The following is a 20,634-nucleotide window of genomic DNA, read 5'->3' on the forward strand; positions in this document are numbered from 1 at the left end:
AATTTCGTGCCATTACTCGTGAATTCGAGCTTTACTCGTGAGTTTCGTACTTTTACTCGTGAATTCGAAGCATTTACTCGTGAGTTTCGTACTTTTACTCGTGAATTCAGAGCATTTACTTGTGAATTCGAGCGATATCTCGAATGGAAGTTTTTATATAACATATGTGAAACAATCGCTTCGATAGATTATGACCGTGTGCTCAAGGACTTGATTGCTCCGCTTATCCCGGCATAATGATTCCACTTGCAAAAGTGGAATTAAACTTGAACACTGCAAAATATCCCGTTCGAAAAGAGTAGGAAAAATCACGTTCAGTGTACTGCTGCTGGATCCGAATTCCACAAAGCCACGCTGCCTATAATATTGAAACATAGAGGTAATATCCGGACCGTCCTTTTCAATTTCAGGAAATGTTGATTTTGCTACAAAAGATGTATGAAGAGCAATCGGGAAATCGTCCATTAACCTAAGCCTGCCAATTTTAAAGACCTTGTCATCCCTTTCCGCCTCGAGGCTTTGAAAAATCTTCTGATCATAAGAAATTTCTTCGCAAAAAATAGTACTCGTTTGAAAGGAAAACTGGAATTCTTTCATTTTCTCGGTGAAACTGACATCTCCGGATAGAATTAACGGAATTTGCTTTTTGCTTTCCTGGACATAACTTCCCTTACCTTGCTTTGAATAGATAAAGCCTAAATCTTGAAGCTGCTCGTATGCCTTCCTGACAACCATTCTTGGAACATTAAATTGATCAGCGAGTATATGCTCTGAAGGTAACTTTTTATCCAATTGAAAGGTCCCGCTCTTAATTTCTGATATCAAATGATCCACTAAAAAGTTTTTTTCCCCCAACAGAAATCCCCCTTTAAATATTCGATCTGCCCAATACCTATTTTTCCTTGTTAAAGTCAGTGTAATGAGAAAATATGAAGCTACCATGACTTTCTTGTAAAAAAAAAGTCCTGGTCAAATACCAGAACGAAGGGACTGCTTATTTTATGAATCTTTTCCATACATCATCCTGCATTGTTCAGTCTTTCAAATGGCTCATCCAACATATGAGCAGGTAGCTTTCACAGCAAAATTCCTGGTTTAATGAACATCATTTAATGGCCATGCTTTTTTTCCTTAATTTCAAAGCATTCACACATTCCGTTCCAGGGCTCATACTGCCAAGCCGAATCGGCCTCTCCCCATAGTCCCCATGAAAATCCGAGCCTCCTGTCTTAACGAGATTAAATTGATCTGCATATGAAATCGCTCTTTCCTCTTCTGCATAACCATGATGCGGATGAAGAACTTCAATCCCTTCAAGCCCTGCTTCTACAAGATCAGGAATAATTTCGAAACTCCCGTATTGGCCAGGATGGGCAAGGATCGGAACTCCTCCGGCAGCACGAATCGCTTTCACAGCCAGAATGGCATCCACATACTCCATAGGAATAAAGGCAATGCCCGGCTCTTCTCCATTTTGGCCGCGACTGAAGATCTTCTTATACAAATCTCCATAGATAGAATCCGTATACCCCGATTCCCGCAGCGCCAGCATAATATGCTGTTTATAAACACCGGTTCCTCCCCTGAATTTAGAAACCTGATCCCAAGTTATTCGATATCCTGCATCAATTAGCCGTTCCACCATTTTTTCAGAAGCTGCATTCCTCTTTTCAATCAATGGATTACATAGCTCTTCAAGTGCCTTATGACCAGGCTCAACAAAATAGCCCAAAATATGTACACGCCTGCCCCTGGCAAAGTCATAACCAGAAACTTCTATACCAGGGATGATTTCAATTCCTATTTCCTTTCCCCTTTCAACCATCTCTTGCAATCTCATCGTTGTATCATGATTCGTAATCGCCAAATGGCCAATGCTCTCCCTTTTTGCAACCTCCAATAGTTCTTCAAAAGAACTGGAACCATCTGAAATGTTCGTATGACAATGTAATTCAACCTTCATGCCAATCCCCCCATTCTTATTCGTTACCATTTTCATTTTAACTTAGTGCCATGTCGGTCAACGTTAAGATGATGTAAAAAAACGTAAAGGTGTAAAAGTCGTTCAGATTGGTGAAAATACTTAAGTATTTTAGGCTGTAGACAAAAAATTCCAGCTGATTTCAGAAATCCACTCCCTTTCCGCCGACTGTCTGCCAAGCCGCGGCAAAGTAAACGTCTCCAGGGTCTCAGCTAGCCAGTTATTCGGCAGGAGTGTCGCAAATTTCTTCCATCCATTAAGATAAAACATGAAGGATAAACTAGTCTTAAACATGGTTTAGATGAGCCCGGCCTGCAGTTTTTTCTTTTAAAACACAAAGGTGATTGGAACGGAAGGCGCGAGACTCCTGCGGGAAAAGCGTGGCATGGGAGACCCCGCAGGCGCGCCGAGGAGGCTCCCGCCCGCCCGCGGAAAGCGAGTGCCTGAAGTGGAAATCAACGTTCCCATTTTACAAACCCACAAAAAAATGTTGGCAAACAATTATTATCTAGTTTGTAGACAAAGAAGACCTATCTTTTTACACAAAGTTGATTGGAACGGAAGGCGCGAGACTCCTGCGGGAAAAGCGTGGCATGGGAGACCCCGCAGGCGCACCGAGGAGGCTCCCGCCCGCCCGCGGAAAGCGAGTGCCTGGAGTGGAAATCAACGTTCCCATTTTACAAACCCACAAAAAATGTTGGCAAACAATTATTATCTAGTTTTTAGACAAAGAAGACCTATCTTTTTACACAAAGTTGTTAGAACGGAAGGTACGAGACTCCTGCGGGAAAAGCGTGGCATGGGAGACCCCGCAGGCGCGCCGAGGAGGCTCCCGCCCGCCCGCGGAAAGCGAGTGCCTGGAGTGGAAATCAACGTTCCCATTTTACAAACCCACAAAAAAATGTTGGCAAACAATTATTATCTAGTTTGTAGACAAAGAAGACCTATCTTTTTACACAAAGTTGATTAGAACGGAAGGTACGAGACTCCTGCGGGAAAAGCGTGGCATGGGAGACCCCGCAGGCGCGCCGAGGAGGCTCCCGCCCGCCCGCGGAAAGCGAGTGCCTGGAGTGGAAATCAACGTTCCCATTTTACAAACCCACAAAAAAATGTTGGCAAACAATTATTATCTAGTTTGTAGACAAAGAAGACCTATCTTTTTACACAAAGTTGATTGGAACGTAAGGTACGAGACTCCCGCCCGCGGAAAGCGAGTGCCGGAGTGGAAATCATTTTCGTTGTCTATTTCGCTTCCTATCCTGTTACGGATTTTCCATCTAGCTGAAATAAAATCAAAATAAAACCAATAAAAATTTTGACTTACTGTCAAAAATGATGTACATTACCTAATGGGCGAACAATTTTAATATAAAAAGACAAAAATATTCGTATATAGAGGTGCATAACATGGAAAACGTGTTTGATTATGAAGATATTCAATTAATTCCTGCAAAATGTGTAGTAAATAGCCGTTCTGAGTGTGATACATCCGTTACTTTAGGTAAACATACATTCAAGTTACCTGTAGTACCTGCCAATATGCAAACGATCATTGATGAAAAGATTGCCATTTACTTGGCTGAAAACGGTTACTTTTATGTAATGCATCGTTTTGAGCCAGAAAAACGACTGACTTTCATTAAAGATATGCATTCAAAAGAATTGATTGCATCCATCAGTGTCGGTGTAAAAGAAGAAGAATACGGATTCATTGAACAATTATCGGAAGACAACATTGTGCCTGAATACATTACGATAGATATTGCACACGGCCATTCCAATGCCGTGATAAAGATGATACAGCATATTAAAAAGCATTTACCTGAAAGTTTTGTCATTGCAGGAAATGTGGGAACTCCTGAAGCGGTACGGGAATTGGAACATGCCGGTGCCGATGCTACAAAGGTGGGCATTGGACCTGGGAAAGTATGCATCACTAAAATCAAGACTGGATTTGGAACTGGCGGCTGGCAACTAGCTGCACTTCGCTGGTGTGCAAAAGCGGCAAGCAAGCCAATCATAGCTGACGGGGGCATTCGCACGAACGGTGATATTGCTAAATCAGTTAGATTTGGAGCTTCGATGGTCATGATCGGTTCACTATTTGCCGGACATGAGGAATCTCCAGGTCAAACGATCGAGAAAGATGGAAAGGCCTTTAAAGAATACTTTGGTTCAGCTTCAGAATTCCAAAAAGGTGAAAAGAAAAACGTTGAAGGCAAAAAGATGTTTGTCGAGCACAAAGGATCTTTGGAAGATACGTTGAAGGAAATGGAACAAGATCTTCAGTCTTCCATTTCATATGCCGGCGGAACCAAGTTGGAATCCATCCGTAATGTGGATTATGTGGTCGTAAAAAATTCAATCTTTAACGGTGACAAAGTTTATTAAGAAGTAACGTAAAAAGAACGGCCTAATCAATGGATTAGGCCGTTTTTTATTATTATACCTTTTTAACAAATTGGGATTTTAATTTCATTGCACCAAAACCATCAATCTTGCAATCAATATCATGATCACCATCAACTAGACGGATGCTTTTGACTTTAGTGCCCATCTTTAAGACGGATGAGCTCCCTTTCACTTTAAGATCCTTGATTACCGTAACGGTATCACCATCGTTCAAGGCATTTCCATTAGCATCTTTGATCGTCTTCTTTTGATCACCATTTTCCGTTTCCGCTTCCACCGTCCACTCATGGGCGCATTCCGGGCAAACAAAAAGACTACCGTCTTCGTATGTATATTCTGAATCACATGCAGGGCAATTAGGAAAATCAGACATAATTTCACTTCCTCCATTCGTTATTCCCAATTTTAATATAATAATGGTTTACATACAACCGGTAGGCGATTACAGCTCCAGTTCCTCCCTTCCTCTAGAACCTATAAAGGTTTTACTATATACTTTTAAGAAAAAGCTGGAAAGTACGGTGAACCCATTGTTTAAACTACTATTGATAGAAGATGATACGACGTTATTCAATGAAATTAAAGATAGATTGGCGCAATGGTCTTATGATATTTACGGAATCGGCGATTTTAGTAAAGTGGTTCAGGAATTCACGGACATAAAACCTGATTTGGTCATCATTGATATACAGTTACCGAAGTTTGATGGGTTTCATTGGTGCAGAATGATCCGGACCCATTCCAATGTTCCCATCATCTTTTTATCATCACGTGATCATCCTACCGACATGGTGATGTCCATGCAGCTTGGAGCTGATGATTTTATCCAGAAGCCTTTTCATTTTGATGTACTCATCGCAAAGATACAGGCCACCCTTCGCCGTGTTTATAATTACAATACCGAAAAGGTCGAATTGAAAACCTGGTGCGGCGCAACTGTGGATTACGAGAAGAACACGGTATCGGCCGAGACTGGCACAATCGAATTGACGAAAAATGAAATTTTCATCTTGAAAAAGCTCATTGAACAGAAAAACAAGATCGTAAGCCGTGAAGAATTGATCAACAGCTTATGGGATGACAAACGTTTCATAAGCGATAACACCCTTACAGTGAATGTGAACCGTTTACGAAAGAGGTTGGATGAACTGGGTTTAGGGCATTTTATCGAAACGAAGGTCGGACAGGGCTATATCGCCGTGGAAGAGGCAAATGCATGATCAGAAAATATCTCGTGGAAAGGTTCAGCTGGATCACATTCTACATACTTCTTCATCTATTCATTATCTTTGTCGCTTTTCTTGATTCGGCCATTCCGCTAAAGCCCATACTGTATATTGTTTTTTTATCATTGCTCATATTCAGTATGTTTTTGATATTCCGCTATAAAAAAGAAACATATTTTTATAAAAGTTTAGAAGCGCGGGAAGACAACCTGGATATAACGAATATAGCCGAACCGGAAAGCCCTTTCGAAAAAATCATAGAAAACAGCATCATTAACCAAACGGAAATTTTGAAGCAATCCGCATCAATTGGCCAAATGACTTTAGAGCAGGAGAAGGATGAATTATTATCTTGGATTCATGAAGTGAAGACACCATTGACCGCGATGCATTTAATGATTGACCGCTTGGATGATGAATTGCTGAAATCCCATTTGACTTATGAGTGGCTGCGCATTCACCTGCTTCTTGATCAGCAGCTCCACCAAAGGCGCATGCCCTTCATCAAAAATGATTTGTATATAGAGAAAACCGATTTGGAAACAATAATCTTTGATGAGATTAAAACCCTGCAATCATGGTGCATTCAAAAAGGGATCGGCTTCGACATACAATTGGATGTAACCGAAGTGCTTACTGATGCCAAATGGCTGGCCTTCATCATGAGGCAGCTCTTGACCAACTCCATTAAATACAGTGAAAACTCAGATATCACGATATATATCCATGAACAAGCTGAACAAACGGTTCTTGAAGTGAAGGATTCTGGACGGGGCATCGACCCAAAGGATTTATCCCGCATATTTGATAAAGGATTTACTTCCACGACAAATCATCGTGACAATGCGGCAACTGGCATGGGTTTATATTTAACCAAGAATGCAGCCGAGTCCCTATTCATCTCCATTGACGTGAAATCAGAACTTGGAACCGGAACGACCGTTACCTTGACCTTTCCAAAAAGAAATGATTTCGTGAATATCACAAGCATGTGACAAAAGTGTCACATGCTTTTATTCTTTGTTCGTCCAAACGAAGGAAAAGAAATACATGGCCTTTTATAATGAGGATATAGAAAAAAAGGAGTGTATCCAAATGAATATATTAGAAGCGAAAAAAATCCATAAAAGCTATGGTAATAAATTCAATAAACAAGAAGTATTAAAGGGTCTCGATATAAGCATACAAGAAGGTGAATTCGTAAGTATCATGGGTGCATCCGGTTCAGGAAAAACGACTTTGCTTAATGTCCTTTCCTCAATCGATAAAATCAGCAACGGCACCATTACGATTGATGGAAAAGTGATTTCAGGGATGAAGGAAAAGAAGTTGGCCGAATTCCGGAAGAACCATCTGGGCTTCATCTTCCAGGAATATAACTTATTGGACACACTGACTGTCAAAGAAAATATCCTTCTGCCCTTATCCATTACCAAAACGCCTAATAATGAAGCGGCACAAAAGTTTGATAACGTGGCGAAAGAACTGGGCATATATGAAGTGAAGGATAAATATCCAAATGAAATTTCCGGTGGTCAAAAACAGCGTACGTCTGCAGCACGGGCTTTCATCCATGATCCAAGCATCATTTTTGCGGATGAACCGACTGGGGCGCTTGACTCCAAATCAGCTTCCGATTTACTGAACAAACTGAGTGAAATGAATCAAAAGCGCAAAGCGACCATCATCATGGTAACCCATGATCCAGTGGCGGCCAGTTATTGCAGCCGAGTCATTTTCATTAAAGATGGACAAATATATACACAATTGAATAAAGGTGAAGAAACCAGACAAACCTTCTTCAAGGACATCATGAAAACACAAGGTGTATTGGGAGGGGTTCAAAATGAGCATTAATCAACTCATCTTTCGAAATTTGAAGAAGAATCTGAAGAACTATTATCTGTATGTATTTGCCCTGGTCTTCAGCGCTTCCCTTTACTTTGCTTTTGTCACCTTGCAATATGACCCATCGCTGGATGAAGCGGAGGGTACGGTGAAAGGGGCCGCCTCCATCAAGGCTGCATCGATCCTGCTTGTTGCGATTGTTTCCATATTCCTTTTATATGCCAATAGCATTTTCATAAAAAGACGCAGTAAAGAAATTGGCTTATTCCAATTGATAGGCATGACCAAGAACAGGATATTCCGGATTCTGAGTGTGGAAAACCTGATCCTGTACTTCTGTTCCGTATTCCTGGGAATCTTTGTTGGGTTTGCCGCTTCAAAATTGATCATCATGATACTATTTAAAATAATGGGTGTCCAGGCAATCGCGACCCTTAAATTTTCTTTTCAGCCGCTTGTGCAAACCATTCTCGTTTTTAGCGCCATCTATCTTTTCATCATGTTGATGAATTATACCTTCATTAAAAGGCAGACCATTCTATCATTATTTAGAGTGACTTCAATGACGGAAGGAAAAGTGAAAAAGGTTTCGATGTTCGAAATGATCATCGGGATATTCGGAATCATCCTGATCATTGCCGGCTATGTCGTCTCATCCAAATTATTCGATGGAGCTTTTACAGAGATGACCGAGCTTTTTATGGCCATGGTCTTCATTCTGGCAACCGTCATCATCGGGACCTACCTATTCTATAAAGGATCTGTAAGCTTCATCTTTAATATCGTCCGTAAAAAGAAAAATGGCTATTTGAACATTAATGAAGTATTGTCCCTTTCATCCATCATGTTCCGGATGAAATCGAATGCGATATTATTGACGATCATCACGACCGTTTCCGCTTTGGCGATCGGGTTATTATCATTAAGCTATATCTCCTACTACTCAGCAGAGAAAATGGCACAAAGCAGTATCCCCACCGATTTTTCAATGACGGATATGGAAGATGCAGCTGCATTCAAAAAAGCTTTATCCGACAGTAAAATTGATTATGACGAAAAGGTGATCGATGTCATTCAAGTGGATGTCAATGTAAAGGAAATAATGGAAACCAGCCTGGAAGGAGTGAACTTTGATCCTGACATCATGACCGTTCCCGTCATCAGTGATGAATCCGTTAAAGGAATCAACCTCGCTGAAGATGAGACCCTCTTCAGCGGATACAGTAATATGATGGAGAAGGTCATGTCCTTGAAGGATTCCGGAAAGATTGAACTGAAGGGCAAACACGAAGTGATTCCGCAAACATATATGGGATTGAATGATGATACCTTCGTGTCCTATTACTTCACGAACGGCGGATTGCCCGTTGCCATTGTAGACCAAACGATATTCGACCGTTTGAAAAAAGATGTCGACCCGAAAATCCAAAAAGTTTCATCTGTAAATATCGGCATTGATGTGAAGGATGAAGCTGAAGTTGAAAAAGCGAATGATCTATTCAATAAAATGAGTTTTAAAGAAGAGCATGTGAATGATTCCCAATTTGAAATGTTCAACACCCAGAAGAAGAACATGGGGCTTATCATGTTCATCGTCGGATTCTTGGGGTTAACCTTCCTCATCACATCCGGCTGTATCCTATATTTCAAACAAATGGATGAAAGTGAAGGTGAAAAATCCAATTATACCATCTTAAGAAAACTGGGATTCACGCGTGGTGACTTACTAAGAGGAATCCAAGCAAAACAAGTTTTCAATTTCGGCATTCCTTTAGTCGTCGGACTGCTTCACAGTTATTTCGCAGTCCAATCAGGATGGTTCTTATTCGGGACCGAAGTTTGGACACCGATGATCATCGTAATGGCATTATACACGGCATTGTATTCGATCTTCGGAATCCTATCCGTATTTCATTACAAGAAGGTCATTAAAGAATCTCTATAAACTGCTAAAAGCTCCAGGGCCCATGAGGCCCTGGAGCTTTTTAGACTGTAGAATTTCAACATGGTTCGTGGTGAGACATTTCGAACCTGCTTCCAGTTTCCGTTTCCTTTAAAGTACCCCAGCCGGTTTCATCATTTCCTTGATCAATTCCCTATTGCGCTTTTTAAAGATTTCATTATGGGAAGAAACCATCCCCACTCCGTGAGCGTCAGGTTGGATATATTGCTTTGCCTTGTTTACGGCATTTGCTGCATCTTGAAAAGTACCTGCTATCAGGTTCAATTTACCTTCATGCTTTAAGATATCACCGGCAGCGTATATTCCATCCATCGAGGATTCACTTGAAGGAGTACCTTCAATATAATAATTGTCGGCTATGGCAATATCCACTTTACTATTTCGAAGCAGCGATGTATCACGCTCATAGCCATGATTGATGATGACTTCATCGATCGGCAAGTAAGAAACCTCTCCCGTTGCATGATTTGTCAGTTCAACATGTTCAATTGATTCATGATCAGCGCAGGCGATCAGTTTTGTAATCGTCGTATTCAAGAAACAAACAGCAGAGCTTTCCATCAATTGCCTTGCTTGTGATTCATGACCTGCTAAACTATCTTTCCTGTATGTCAGATACACCTTTTTGGCGATGGGCTCCAATTCATTTGCCCAGTCTATTGCAGAATTCCCGCCGCCTGAAATGATCACCGTCTTATCCTTGAAACGATTGAAAGACTTAACAGTATAGTTTAAATTGGAAACTTCAAACCTTTCAGCCCCGTCTATTTCCAGCTTTTGCGGATTCAGAATTCCGCCGCCAACCGCGACAATGATCGTTTTGGAAAAGTGAACTTGACCTGAAGCCGTATGTAAAACGAAGATACCTTCTTCATTACGAATGATTGATTCCACTTTTTCATTCAAGACGACTGTTGGATTGAATGTTAAACCTTGCTCCACCAACTGCTCAATTAATTTTTCCCCAGTAGTTGGTGTCAGCCCTCCTACATCCCAAATCATTTTCTCCGGATAGACATGAATTTTCCCGCCTAGCCGTGGCTGGTATTCAATCAGTTTAACTTTCATTTCTCTAAGTCCGCTATAAAAAGTGGAGTATAGGCCTGCTGGCCCTCCCCCAATAACCGTTACATCAAATAAATCTTGCTGTTCCATTTACGTCCACTCCTCGGTAACCAAATGTAATTGATTATCATTCTCATTTAATCGTACACTCTTTTCTCACTTTTTACAATATGGATTTATTAAAAAACTCTGTTCATTTAAAAAATCAACAGAGTTTTTTATTTCCATTCACTAAAAACTTACCATTCATTAAGTCCGTATGAATGATAAATGGAGTATTACCATTAGTATGAAAAATTAGCTTGAAAATGGAGTATAGAGAGTTTTTTCTTTTCGTCTCATTACTCTTAGAAAGTAGACGGAGAGGTATTGCGGAACACAATGTTACCTATGCGCCCCGTGGTTGACGGTTGATAACTACTTCGTAGGTACTCCCACTTGCTGTATGAGTTGATATGCTTTCAAAGCCATTTCAACGTTTAATCTGTTCTCCGGCATATCAAAATCAAGATCAAGAATCTTTTTAATTTTTTCCAGCCGATGATAGAGTGTTTGTCTTACAACATGTAATTTTTGAGCAGTAAGCTTCTTTGAGCGATCAAGCTCAAAGTATTTTGCTAAAGTCAGAAGCAATTCCGTTCCATATTCCTTATCATAGGATATTAAAGGAGATAGATAGTCTTCAATAAAATGGGCTGTATCTTGATCATGCTGAATTAATTGTATCAACCGAAAGATGCCAAGGTCTTCGCTAATACAATAATCTGATTTCTTACTGATGTGATATAGGGTGTAAAAGAATATTTTGCGAACCCAGATCGAATTTTCAAAGAATAATGATAAATAGCAGATTCATTTTCTTCATCCGATAAACTTAATGAAGACGGATGAAAAACATCTTCGATATCAACGATTGCAATTCGATAATGTATAGAGGCTCGCTTAGATTTTAACGAAATAAATCCCCTTGCTTGTTCCTCATTATTGATGCGTCTATAAAGTAAATCATTTAGCCATGTAGATTCTAAACGTAATCGTTTTTCATCCAAATAATGTTTGCGCAATAAGTCTTGTGAGATTGCTAGAGAAGCACGATCAAGGATTAGGAAATCAAATTCATCAGATTCACGATCTAAAACCATAACAAGGTACGCCCAGATTTGATCCATTGCTCCGATCGGTTGGAGAAGAATAGTATGGTTTAATGCCTTCCATTCAACGGGCGAATCATTTGTAATTCGGTCTTGCCAGTGTTCTTTATCTTCATAAATGGTTTGAAGTATCTGTTCCATAAATTCATTTTTCAACCCTGGAATCGAAAAAGGTGTTCCTTCTATTGGAAGATAGATAATTGGTGCTTCTGTCTTCTGCTGCAACAACTTTAAAATATTTGATAACCCATGAGTAGTGAGTGACAATGAATGGAACTTTCTTGAAATCGAATCTAATGTAACCAACTTCTCATGATGAGCATTAATGATAAACGCATGTAGATCCTGTGCTATTTCGACGAAATTTATGAATTCTTTGAAAATAATAATCGGAAAGTTATACTCATTTGCCATCTCGATCATTTCTTTAGGTACCTTTTCGAAGTAGTGTCCAAGTTCTATACATAAACATGAAGCGTTGCGTTCGATAAGATTTAATAAAAACGATGTATTAGAGGAGTCTCTCCATTCAAACCCAAATCCGGTGGAGAGTATCAGTTCTCCTCCCTGAAAGATGGTATCATCAAAAAACGGAATTTCAAGGACATGTGTCCATTTGACTTGACGGTGCAACCCGTTTGCCCCCGCAACTACCTCCGTCTTTGAAAAGAGTGGGCGCTTAAGAACATCTTGTACTGTAAGCATATGTACCTCCTCATTTAATAATTGTTAGCTGTATCATTTTATTATAACTATACTAGAAAGTCTAAGCCCATAAAATATGGATCCCTTTCTCTGTTTAACCCCAAGTAATGCGTTCTTTTACGTGCTTTGATGAAATACCTTAATCAACCTGATAATCTTTCATAATTCACACCATTTTTCATCAGTTATCGCATGAACGATGGAGTACGAAAACTTAAAACGACTAAAACATTAGATAAACAATGGAAAAATTATCACTTTTCCACCAATGCTGTATTCATAAAAGTTCAAGATGACCAAAAGTGCTTGGTTAAAAAAAAACTAATATAAATTTAACCCCGTGTCTAATGAAAGGGCTATCATTTCCCTGTAAGATTTTAGAATGTTCAATAAATTAAATGCAATTAAAAAGGAGAATGAACAATGATAGTAGGAGTTCCTAAAGAATTAAAAACTGCAGAGACTAGAGTGGGATTAAATCCAACATGGGTGAAAAAATTAACAGCTTACGGTCATGAAGTACTAATACAAAGCATGGCAGGTGAAGCAAGTGGTTTTTGTGACGAAAAATATGTTTCGGCTGGAGCAAAAATAGTAAACACGATTGACGAAATTTATGAGAACGCAGAATTTGTTGTTAAAGTGAAGGAACTTCAACCCTATGAATACGGCCTTCTTAAAGAAAATCAAATGATTATGGCATGGTTTCATTTGGCGGAAGATGTTAATCATGAAATGACACAGGCATTACTAGATAAAAAAGCAATTTCATTATCAATGGAATTAATCGTTTTACCTGATGGGACAAGACCTACGATTAAACCAATGAGTGAAATTGCAGGAACATTAGCAATGCTTGAAGCAGTCAAATATGCTCAATATGGTTATGGTGGAAAAGGAATACTTCTCCGGAAACTGGCCGGTTTACCGTCGAGCAATGTACTCATTCTTGGTGGTGGCAATGCTGGACTCAATACAGCGCAAGTTGCTGTGGGTCTTGGATTGAATGTAACAATCATGGAAGCATCGATGAAACGCATTGATTATTTGAACAATCAATTGCCACAGGTGGACATTTTGTGTTGGGATAAAGATATGATGTTCGAAGAACTTATTCAAAGTGATGTTTTAATTAATACAATTTATCCGATGCCAGGGGTAACCGAGCCTCTCATTACACGAGAGATGGTCAGTAAGATGAAACCTCATTCTATTATTATTGATATTGCAGGCACGGGTATAATTGAAACCTCACGTTATACGACTTTAGAGGATCCAGTTTACTACGAACAAGAAGTCCTACATTACTGTGTCCCGAATATGCCGGCTCTATGTCCACAAACCTCGACAAACATGATGTTGATGACAACCGGCCCATATATTATGAACATTGCGAATAATGGTTTGAAAGAGGTTGTAGAAAATGATGTAATAGTAAGAAATTGTATCAGCACTTTGAACGGTGAAATTGTTCATCACGAAGTTGGGATCAATCATAACATGCCTTATACAGATATAAAAAATGAGTTACTATTGTCAAAATAATAAAGCGTCTTTAGAGTTATCTCATATTCTACGTATCATTTCTATTGATTAGAAATTAGTATACACGTTATTGAACAAGTCGCTACTAAAGAAATTGCAAGAGTCAGTAAAGATGCCAGCGAGAAGATTTTTGCAGGAATTATCTTTGTTATTCTGCAGACGGAATTCCTTACGAGGAATGGGGAAATAAGACAACAAATTCATGGATCATTCCAAGTAGGCTCCCTAGCATCTTTCTGACTTTTTTATAATTTCTAGAAAACCACGTATTAAAAAAGCCATGGAAGTAATAATATTGTTCCTATTTCTTACAAAAGGTTAAATCAGGTAAAAGAGGAGAGTGTTTTACATGTCAAATTTAAGGAAAACGGATAGAACACTGACACTCATTCCAGTTGTATTGTTTGGTTTTTCATTTATGGGGTTAACCACAGCTTTTACTACGTATGGTATTGCGGCCAATATTTCCCACGGCACTGTTCCAGGGGCAATGATAGTTGCTCTAGTGGTAATGATGTTTACTGCTTACAGTTATGGGAAAATGGCAATTGCGTTTCCATCTTCCGGTTCTGCCTATGTTTATACGCAAAAATCGCTCAATCCCTCTGTTGGATTTCTTGTCGGATGGGTGATCTTAATGGATTATTTATTTATGCCAATGGTGAATTATTTAGTATTTGGCATTTTTTTCTCAGCTGCCTTTCCTACAATTCCAAGTTACATCTGGATTGCAGGTATGCTGATTCTCGTCACTTTTATTAATATTAAAGGATTAAAGATTGCCACAAATGTAAACGCATTCATTACGATTTTTGCCTTTCTTTTTATCCTTATCTTTATAGGTTTTTCTATTAAGGAAATTTTTATGGGAGAAAGCACGGCAACTCTTTTATCTCTTGAGCCATTCTATAATTCGAAAGAACCTTTTTCTTATACAATAGCCGGAGCAGCATTATTATGCTTTTGTTTCCTTGGGTTTGAATCAGTTACAGCGTTTGCGGAAGAGACAGTGAACCCTAAGAAAACAATTCCCCGAGCTGTTATTTTAATTACTCTTGGTGGCGGTTTAATTTTTACAAGTGTTTCATATTTCTCGTATCTTGTATGGCCAGAGTATAGCACATTTACTAATCCTGATTCGGCTGCCTACGAAATTATTAAACTTGTTGGTGGAAAGGCGATGTACTCCATATATCTTGCGCTTTACGCATTAGCTGTATTGGGTAGTGCCATGTCGTCCCAGGCAAGTGCATCACGAGTCCTCTATACGATGGGGCGAGACGGACAGTTTCCTAAAAAGTTCTTTGGCACCCTGCATCCGAGATATAAAACACCCGTAAATAATATACTGATCATCAGTTTTGTCTCTTTGCTTGCTTTATTTTTAAGTTTAGATCTTGTAGCATCATTTATTAATTTCGGGGCGTTTCTTGCGTACACTTGTGTTAATATTTCCGTAATTGCTCATTATTATATTAGAAATAGAGAACGTTCGGTAAAAGGAACTGTCTTATATTTATTTGTTCCTATCATTGGAGCTGCTCTTGATATTTTACTGCTTGTGAATCTTGATGCGCACTCAAAAGTACTTGGAGTAAGTTGGTTAATAATAGGCTTCATTTATTTACTTGTATTGACAAAAGGACTTAAAAAACAGCCGCCAGTACTAAAAATCGAAGAAAATTATAGTGTAGATTTAAAATAAAGTCACGATGTTTATAAAAAAGATGAAAAACGGTTTAGACACAAACTATTGTCGCTATGAGACCTACAGGTCATTACTGGATTAATCCATCGAATGGTTATCTAAAGAAAAGATTGATGGCGTAGGTCTATCCTCACCTTGTAAAAAGAAATTAAGAGAATCGAGATAACAACCAGTCCAAAAGTGAAAAAGTGCAGTCATATCTTATTCCCAATCAAGAATGAAGGATATGCTGCACTTTTTCTGGCACTGAATGTTAGCTTGAACGAGGTCTTTTCCCTTCTGCTATAAGAAGGTTGATGCGATCTATGAGTTCAGGTAAATCCTCCATCGTTTTGATGGTAAAGTCTGCTCCGTTTTCAATAAAGGTTTCTGCCGTTTTAGAGATGAGATTTTGTTTATCTCGTTCTGGTAAACTTGTATACTCATTCATACTCAATCCCATCTCGGAGCTTCCGACAATGATTCCGACCGACCATACCCCAGCATTGACTCCCTCTTGCATATCGGAAATAGTATCGCCTACCTTCACTACCTTCCATGATGCGGTTAACTTCAATTCTTCCATATTCCGATATATCATGTAAGGATAAGGCCTTCCAAGCGAATGGGTTGCATCTGGGGTTACATGGAAATCCGGACGATACCCTTTTTTCAAAGCATTTGCCACTACAACCTCCATCATTGTATCCGTATAACCCGTTGTCGACCCAATCTTCAGGCCGCGATTTCTTAATGCTTCCACCGTCTCGATAACCCCTGGTATTGGATCTGTATAATCCGCCAATGACATCATCAGTGCCGGTTCGAATTCAGCATATAGTTTTTCAACGTCTTCCTCATTGAATGGCCTTCCGTATTGTGTACTCGCTTTCCGCGGGCGGTCCGCCCTCGGCGCTCTTTGCGCCTGCGGTGTCTCCCCTGGACGCGCATTTCCCGCAGGAGTCTCGTACCTTCCGTTCCAATCAACTGAATGTTTGTTTTTAAAAAAACAGTAGGAAAAAGGGGCTTCGGAATGGTTTCCTCCCGAACCATGAGAAGACTAGTTTACTTTTTCACTGTTTTATAAAACTCTTACTAAAATTTGCGACACTCCTGCCGAATCACTGACTAGCCGAGACCCCGCTAGGTGCTTGCGGCGAGGAGGCTGGAGAGGAATGATGGTGCTGGATTCCCGTTTAACGGTTCCGGACAAATAAAAAAATGCCCTTTCATACCGAGGGCATTTTTATGATCCATTTATTAATTTACGAATAGATATAACTTTCTATGATATTTCACAAATGCCTGCTGGTCCTTTTCCGTGTAGTCCATCCACTTCACTTTCTTGCATCTTTCCTCTAATCTCTCATTCAGTTCATCTTCTATTTCATTCATGAAACGAATGATTTCTCCATAAGGCATATTGAAATGACGGGCTGCGAGCCGGGGCGGAGAATGCTTTACCAGCAATCTCATGAATTGATCGACCGTGTCCGACTTCGAAGCAAGATAATCTTCTTCGTTCACGATGAATTCATACACTTGTTTTTTCACGCCAGAAAGTCTGGTCACTTCGTCGCGCAATAAAAACTCCATTAATCTTTCGTTCATATGGCTCTACCTCGAATTGGTTTATATTTAAATCCTTTTAGATATGTATGAAAAGTCTATACTGCCCGATACCTCATTATGACATCATAACCGCAAGCCATCAAGCACCTATTAATACGTAAAGCGTAATAATTACGATTTATGATACTTTTAAGTAAAATAACATGTATATGCCTTAAAAGTCAACGTTCGTGTTGTGTGACATCTTGGGGTGCATATTAAGCATTCTTTATTGGAAAAATATGTTCGTGAACGAGTGGATCAACTCTTTATTAATTTTTGTATATGTAAAGAGAATAAATTTGTTAAAATTTGATATAATAAATGTAATATTTAGTCAATTAGCATCTTTTCCTAGAATTTGCTTTTGCAAAGGGGTAGAATGAAGCTAATGACATCTTATTTTTTCTAAATGTTTCCGAGGAGTTATAGGGTGGGTATAGCAAGTACATAGTGACAGCTGAAATGCTGTCCGACATATCGGTTGTTTTCATTTGTTCAAAATAACAATGAAAAGAATAAGGAGTGATTTTTTGAAACCTTCAACAAATCGCATGTTAACCCGTATTAAATCCGTTTATATGTTCATTAGTAATAACGGTACGGTTTCTACTCAAGAGCTTGTAGAAGAATTTGGCATCACTCCTCGAACTGTGCAGCGCGATTTAAATGTCTTAGCATACAATGACCTTGTTCAAAGCCCAAGCCGAGGCCTTTGGACGACAACAAGTAAAAAGGTGAAGATGTCATCGTAAAAAGAACGACCACCCGAACAAGATCGATATGTAAAATACTTTGAGGCGGACAATATTGTCCGCCTCATTTTTTGCGTCCAGCTATCATTCAGTCGGTTGGCCCGCCTTTAACTGTTCAAGCTCCTCCGCCGTTAATTCACGGTATTCACCAAGCTCAAGTTCCTCATCAAGCTGTAAACTCCCCATGGAAAGACGTTTTAGGTAGACGACACGTTTGCCAACGGCCTCAAACATCCGCTTCACCTGATGGAACTTCCCTTCCATGATCGTCAGCTCGATATCCGATGTCAGACCTGATTTTAAAATATTCAATTCACCTGGTTTTGTTTCGTATCCATCATCCAAGGTCACGCCGTTGCGGAATGCCTCGATATCCCGTTCCGTTACTTCGCCATCAATGACCGCAAAATATGTTTTAGGGACATGTTTCTTCGGGGAAAGCAGTTGGTGGGCAAGCTTTCCGTCATTCGTGATCAGCAATAGACCTTCTGTGTCCTTATCAAGGCGGCCTACAGGAAATGGCTCGAAAACCGAATCTTCTGGCTCCAAGATGTCTATGACCGTTTCTTGGTGTTTGTCTTCCGTTGCCGACAATACGCCTGGTGGTTTATTCATCATTAAATAGATGAATTCCCTGTATTCAACCCGTTCACCATGAACCGTCACGATTTCCGTATCAGGGTCCACTTGTTCTTTCGGGTCCTTAAGCAGCCTTTCATTGACCTTGACGGCGCCGGACTTCAGGAGCTTTTTCACTTCTTTCCTGCTGCCATAACCAATATTGGATAAAATTTTATCTATTCTCATCGTTTCCTCCTAAAGCCTTTTTCAGTAAAAAGCCTTGCCCACTTTATGACAGGCAAGGCCAATATATTTTAATCTAGGGATTACCATTCAATACCCTTTTTTTACATTTCAAACTTCCAGCTTATAATCCTAATTTAGCTTTTAAACGATCGATCCGGGCACCGAACAAACGATGGGCAAGTTTGCTTTTCAAGGAAAGCGCCGCATAAATGAGAGCTCCAAAAATTGCACAAACGGCCACGATCAAAATCGCTTGGAAGCGCCCTTCCGTTGTAAGCCACAGTGATAATAAACTGAACATGCCCCATGCAGCCAGTCCCATTATGATTGAAAAAACACTTATCAAAACAGATCTTCTGATGGTAAGGCTGTAACGATATCCAGTAAAGTAGGTAATGACATACAAATTCAGCAGCACAGCAGCCAAGTAGCCGAATGCCGTCGCATAAACGGATCCTTCCGTTTCAAACAACTTGATCATCGGGATATTCAAGCTCAATTTGATTAAAAAGCCAACAAGCAGGCTGAGCACCGTATATTTTTGCTGATTGATCCCTTGTAAAATGGCCGCCGAAACGGAAAAAAGCGCAAACAAGATGGAAACGGGCGCATATGCCTTCAGGACACTGATTCCAAGTGGATCATGGCTGTAAAAGGCACTATAGATTGGATCGGCTAGCACCGACATGCCAACGACCGCTGGAATCGTAATGAACAACAAAATTTGGAAGGCTTGATTCAGCTGGCGGTTTAACTCTTCCGAATCCTCGCTTACATATGCCTTCGTCACCGAGGGAAGAAGCGCCATTGAAAACCCGGTTGCAAGCGTCATCGGAATCAAGACAAGCTTCTGGGCATATACATTCAAAACCCCAAGGGCATCTTCTGCGACATGCTGCAACCCGATGGACGACATCGCCTTATTGAAAGACAATAGGTCCGCAAACTGAAACAATGGCATCGCGATTCCGACAAATATGAAAGGAATCGACGAAAGAAATATTTCTTTATAGATCTCCTTCAGGGAAATTTCCATCGTCCCCCGGTCTTTCTTCATCAAGCTGTCCAGATGGGGTTTTTGTTTTTTCCAATACCAAAATAACACCACTAAACCGCCGACAGCCCCGACCGTAGCCGCGAAGGTAGCTACTTGGATGGCTCTCACTAACTCTCCATCCAGGACATTCAAAACAACATACACACCAGCCAGAAGGAACACGATGCGGACAATTTGTTCGATAACCTGAGATATGGCCGTTGGTTCCATTGCTTCATGACCTTGAAAGAAGCCGCGGATGATGCTCATGAACGGTACAAAAATCAAGGCGAAGCTGACTGCCCGTATGATCTCCGTGACATCCCTGACATCTTCCTGCCTGACCCCAAAGACTCCAGTAAACAGCGGGGCCATCGTATAGAGAATCAAAAAGGCGAGAAAACCGGTGACAACCATTAATTTCAGGCTCGATTTAAATAACTTCTCACCGACGGCGTATTCCTCGAGCGCATTATACTTTGAAATGAATTTAGAAACAGCAAGCGGCATGCCTGCCGTTGCAAAGCTAATGAAAATGGTATATGGAACGTACCCATATTGATAGAGGGTAGCCCCTTTATTCCCAACCATATGTTCAAATGGGATGACGTAAAATAAACCAAGTATCTTGGAAATGATCGCTCCCAGCGTTAATATAAAAGCCCCTTTTAAAAACTTAGATGACATCTAATCCCTTCCTGCCTCTGTCAGTTACGTTTCACACGCTCTTTATCTTATCATATTAAAGTATTTTTTCTATAGAAAACTACACTCAAGTTTATCGTTTTCGAAGATAATACACAAACAAATAATTCCTTTTCTTCTACATTCGCAATCTGACG

At 40.0% G+C, this 20,634-nt stretch carries 17 protein-coding genes and 1 pseudogene; 8 read left to right on the forward strand and 10 right to left on the reverse strand.

What is annotated here, in order from left to right; translation table 11 throughout:
• Positions 1 to 153: 153 nt before the first annotated feature.
• The gene (locus NYE63_RS21410) at positions 154 to 855 is read right to left on the reverse strand and encodes a GntR family transcriptional regulator (protein WP_342602613.1); all 702 of its coding nucleotides are present in this window, start codon (positions 853 to 855) and stop codon (positions 154 to 156) included.
• A gap of 250 nt (positions 856 to 1,105) precedes the next feature.
• Complete coding sequence (locus NYE63_RS21415; RefSeq protein WP_342602614.1) at positions 1,106 to 1,963, reverse strand: PHP domain-containing protein; 858 nt, start codon at positions 1,961 to 1,963, stop codon at positions 1,106 to 1,108.
• A 1,425-nt stretch (positions 1,964 to 3,388) separates the two neighbouring features.
• On the opposite strand from NYE63_RS21415, the gene guaC reads away from it, so the two are divergent.
• On the forward strand, positions 3,389 to 4,372 hold the full coding sequence (gene guaC, locus NYE63_RS21420; RefSeq protein WP_342602615.1) for a GMP reductase: 984 nt from the start codon (positions 3,389 to 3,391) through the stop codon (positions 4,370 to 4,372).
• A gap of 52 nt (positions 4,373 to 4,424) precedes the next feature.
• On the opposite strand, the gene NYE63_RS21425 is transcribed toward guaC, so the two are convergent.
• Positions 4,425 to 4,766, reverse strand: a complete 342-nt coding sequence (locus tag NYE63_RS21425) for a zinc ribbon domain-containing protein YjdM (RefSeq protein WP_144477162.1) — start codon at positions 4,764 to 4,766, stop codon at positions 4,425 to 4,427.
• A 157-nt stretch (positions 4,767 to 4,923) separates the two neighbouring features.
• Between NYE63_RS21425 and NYE63_RS21430 the strand changes: the two genes are divergently transcribed.
• The 4 genes from NYE63_RS21430 to NYE63_RS21445 all read left to right on the forward strand — a co-directional run bounded on the left by NYE63_RS21430 (position 4,924) and on the right by NYE63_RS21445 (position 9,412).
• The gene (locus NYE63_RS21430; protein WP_342602616.1) at positions 4,924 to 5,613 is read left to right on the forward strand and encodes a response regulator transcription factor; all 690 of its coding nucleotides are present in this window, start codon (positions 4,924 to 4,926) and stop codon (positions 5,611 to 5,613) included.
• On the forward strand, positions 5,610 to 6,614 hold the full coding sequence (locus NYE63_RS21435; RefSeq protein WP_342602617.1) for a sensor histidine kinase: 1,005 nt from the start codon (positions 5,610 to 5,612) through the stop codon (positions 6,612 to 6,614). Before NYE63_RS21430 ends, NYE63_RS21435 begins: the two co-directional genes overlap by 4 nt.
• 100 nt (positions 6,615 to 6,714) lie before the next feature.
• Positions 6,715 to 7,476 (forward strand): ABC transporter ATP-binding protein, encoded by a 762-nt coding sequence (locus tag NYE63_RS21440; RefSeq protein WP_342602618.1) that lies wholly within the window; start codon positions 6,715 to 6,717, stop codon positions 7,474 to 7,476.
• Positions 7,466 to 9,412: an ABC transporter permease gene (locus NYE63_RS21445; RefSeq protein WP_342602619.1), complete on the forward strand. Its 1,947-nt coding sequence runs from the start codon at positions 7,466 to 7,468 to the stop codon at positions 9,410 to 9,412. The genes NYE63_RS21440 and NYE63_RS21445 overlap by 11 nt, the downstream gene beginning before the upstream one ends.
• A gap of 108 nt (positions 9,413 to 9,520) precedes the next feature.
• Here NYE63_RS21445 and NYE63_RS21450 read toward each other — a convergent pair whose 3' ends face one another.
• The 3 genes from NYE63_RS21450 to NYE63_RS21460 all read right to left on the reverse strand — a co-directional run bounded on the left by NYE63_RS21450 (position 9,521) and on the right by NYE63_RS21460 (position 12,351).
• Positions 9,521 to 10,585 carry an NAD(P)/FAD-dependent oxidoreductase gene (locus tag NYE63_RS21450; RefSeq protein ID WP_342602620.1) on the reverse strand — a complete coding sequence of 355 codons (1,065 nt, stop codon included), beginning with the start codon at positions 10,583 to 10,585 and terminating at the stop codon, positions 9,521 to 9,523.
• A gap of 327 nt (positions 10,586 to 10,912) precedes the next feature.
• A complete protein-coding gene (locus NYE63_RS21455; protein ID WP_342602621.1) occupies positions 10,913 to 11,224 on the reverse strand; it encodes a helix-turn-helix domain-containing protein in 312 nt (103 codons plus the stop codon).
• Positions 11,221 to 12,351 carry a PucR family transcriptional regulator ligand-binding domain-containing protein gene (locus tag NYE63_RS21460; RefSeq protein ID WP_342602622.1) on the reverse strand — a complete coding sequence of 377 codons (1,131 nt, stop codon included), beginning with the start codon at positions 12,349 to 12,351 and terminating at the stop codon, positions 11,221 to 11,223. The genes NYE63_RS21455 and NYE63_RS21460 overlap by 4 nt, the downstream gene beginning before the upstream one ends.
• 423 nt (positions 12,352 to 12,774) lie before the next feature.
• On the opposite strand from NYE63_RS21460, the gene NYE63_RS21465 reads away from it, so the two are divergent.
• A complete protein-coding gene (locus NYE63_RS21465; RefSeq protein ID WP_342602623.1) occupies positions 12,775 to 13,896 on the forward strand; it encodes an alanine dehydrogenase in 1,122 nt (373 codons plus the stop codon).
• Positions 13,897 to 14,245: 349 nt separating this feature from the next.
• Positions 14,246 to 15,601, forward strand: a complete 1,356-nt coding sequence (locus NYE63_RS21470; RefSeq protein ID WP_342602624.1) for an APC family permease — start codon at positions 14,246 to 14,248, stop codon at positions 15,599 to 15,601.
• Positions 15,602 to 15,857: 256 nt separating this feature from the next.
• On the opposite strand, the pseudogene phnX reads toward NYE63_RS21470, so the two are convergent.
• Together phnX and NYE63_RS21480 are read right to left on the reverse strand one after the other, a co-directional pair.
• Positions 15,858 to 16,460: pseudogene (gene phnX, locus NYE63_RS21475) on the reverse strand (phosphonoacetaldehyde hydrolase); the annotation flags it as partial.
• 383 nt (positions 16,461 to 16,843) lie between these two features.
• The gene (locus NYE63_RS21480) at positions 16,844 to 17,194 is read right to left on the reverse strand and encodes a hypothetical protein (RefSeq protein WP_207440067.1); all 351 of its coding nucleotides are present in this window, start codon (positions 17,192 to 17,194) and stop codon (positions 16,844 to 16,846) included.
• Between the two features lie 533 nt (positions 17,195 to 17,727).
• Between NYE63_RS21480 and NYE63_RS21485 the strand changes: the two genes are divergently transcribed.
• Positions 17,728 to 17,949 (forward strand): DeoR family transcriptional regulator, encoded by a 222-nt coding sequence (locus NYE63_RS21485; protein ID WP_034309346.1) that lies wholly within the window; start codon positions 17,728 to 17,730, stop codon positions 17,947 to 17,949.
• Positions 17,950 to 18,033: 84 nt separating this feature from the next.
• Here NYE63_RS21485 and NYE63_RS21490 read toward each other — a convergent pair whose 3' ends face one another.
• On the reverse strand, positions 18,034 to 18,756 hold the full coding sequence (locus tag NYE63_RS21490; protein ID WP_305162063.1) for a pseudouridine synthase: 723 nt from the start codon (positions 18,754 to 18,756) through the stop codon (positions 18,034 to 18,036).
• A 121-nt stretch (positions 18,757 to 18,877) separates the two neighbouring features.
• A complete protein-coding gene (locus NYE63_RS21495; protein ID WP_342602625.1) occupies positions 18,878 to 20,479 on the reverse strand; it encodes a polysaccharide biosynthesis protein in 1,602 nt (533 codons plus the stop codon).
• Positions 20,480 to 20,634 lie beyond the last annotated feature (155 nt).

It is taken from the genome of Peribacillus sp. FSL E2-0159 (assembly GCF_038643155.1).
Lineage (GTDB): Bacteria > Bacillota > Bacilli > Bacillales > DSM-1321 > Peribacillus > Peribacillus simplex.

Excerpts from the sequence above, each read along its gene's own strand:
- NYE63_RS21415 (WP_342602614.1), bottom strand. The coding sequence starts at position 1,963 with ATGAAGGTTGAATTACATTGTCATACGAACATTTCAGATGGTTCCAGT.
- guaC (WP_342602615.1), top strand. The coding sequence starts at position 3,389 with ATGGAAAACGTGTTTGATTATGAAGATATTCAATTAATTCCTGCAAAA.
- NYE63_RS21425 (WP_144477162.1), bottom strand. The coding sequence starts at position 4,766 with ATGTCTGATTTTCCTAATTGCCCTGCATGTGATTCAGAATATACATAC.
- NYE63_RS21435 (WP_342602617.1), top strand. The coding sequence starts at position 5,610 with ATGATCAGAAAATATCTCGTGGAAAGGTTCAGCTGGATCACATTCTAC.
- NYE63_RS21440 (WP_342602618.1), top strand. The coding sequence starts at position 6,715 with ATGAATATATTAGAAGCGAAAAAAATCCATAAAAGCTATGGTAATAAA.
- NYE63_RS21445 (WP_342602619.1), top strand. The coding sequence starts at position 7,466 with ATGAGCATTAATCAACTCATCTTTCGAAATTTGAAGAAGAATCTGAAG.
- NYE63_RS21450 (WP_342602620.1), bottom strand. The coding sequence starts at position 10,585 with ATGGAACAGCAAGATTTATTTGATGTAACGGTTATTGGGGGAGGGCCA.
- NYE63_RS21460 (WP_342602622.1), bottom strand. The coding sequence starts at position 12,351 with ATGCTTACAGTACAAGATGTTCTTAAGCGCCCACTCTTTTCAAAGACG.
- NYE63_RS21465 (WP_342602623.1), top strand. The coding sequence starts at position 12,775 with ATGATAGTAGGAGTTCCTAAAGAATTAAAAACTGCAGAGACTAGAGTG.
- NYE63_RS21470 (WP_342602624.1), top strand. The coding sequence starts at position 14,246 with ATGTCAAATTTAAGGAAAACGGATAGAACACTGACACTCATTCCAGTT.
- NYE63_RS21480 (WP_207440067.1), bottom strand. The coding sequence starts at position 17,194 with ATGAACGAAAGATTAATGGAGTTTTTATTGCGCGACGAAGTGACCAGA.
- NYE63_RS21490 (WP_305162063.1), bottom strand. The coding sequence starts at position 18,756 with ATGAGAATAGATAAAATTTTATCCAATATTGGTTATGGCAGCAGGAAA.
- NYE63_RS21495 (WP_342602625.1), bottom strand. The coding sequence starts at position 20,479 with ATGTCATCTAAGTTTTTAAAAGGGGCTTTTATATTAACGCTGGGAGCG.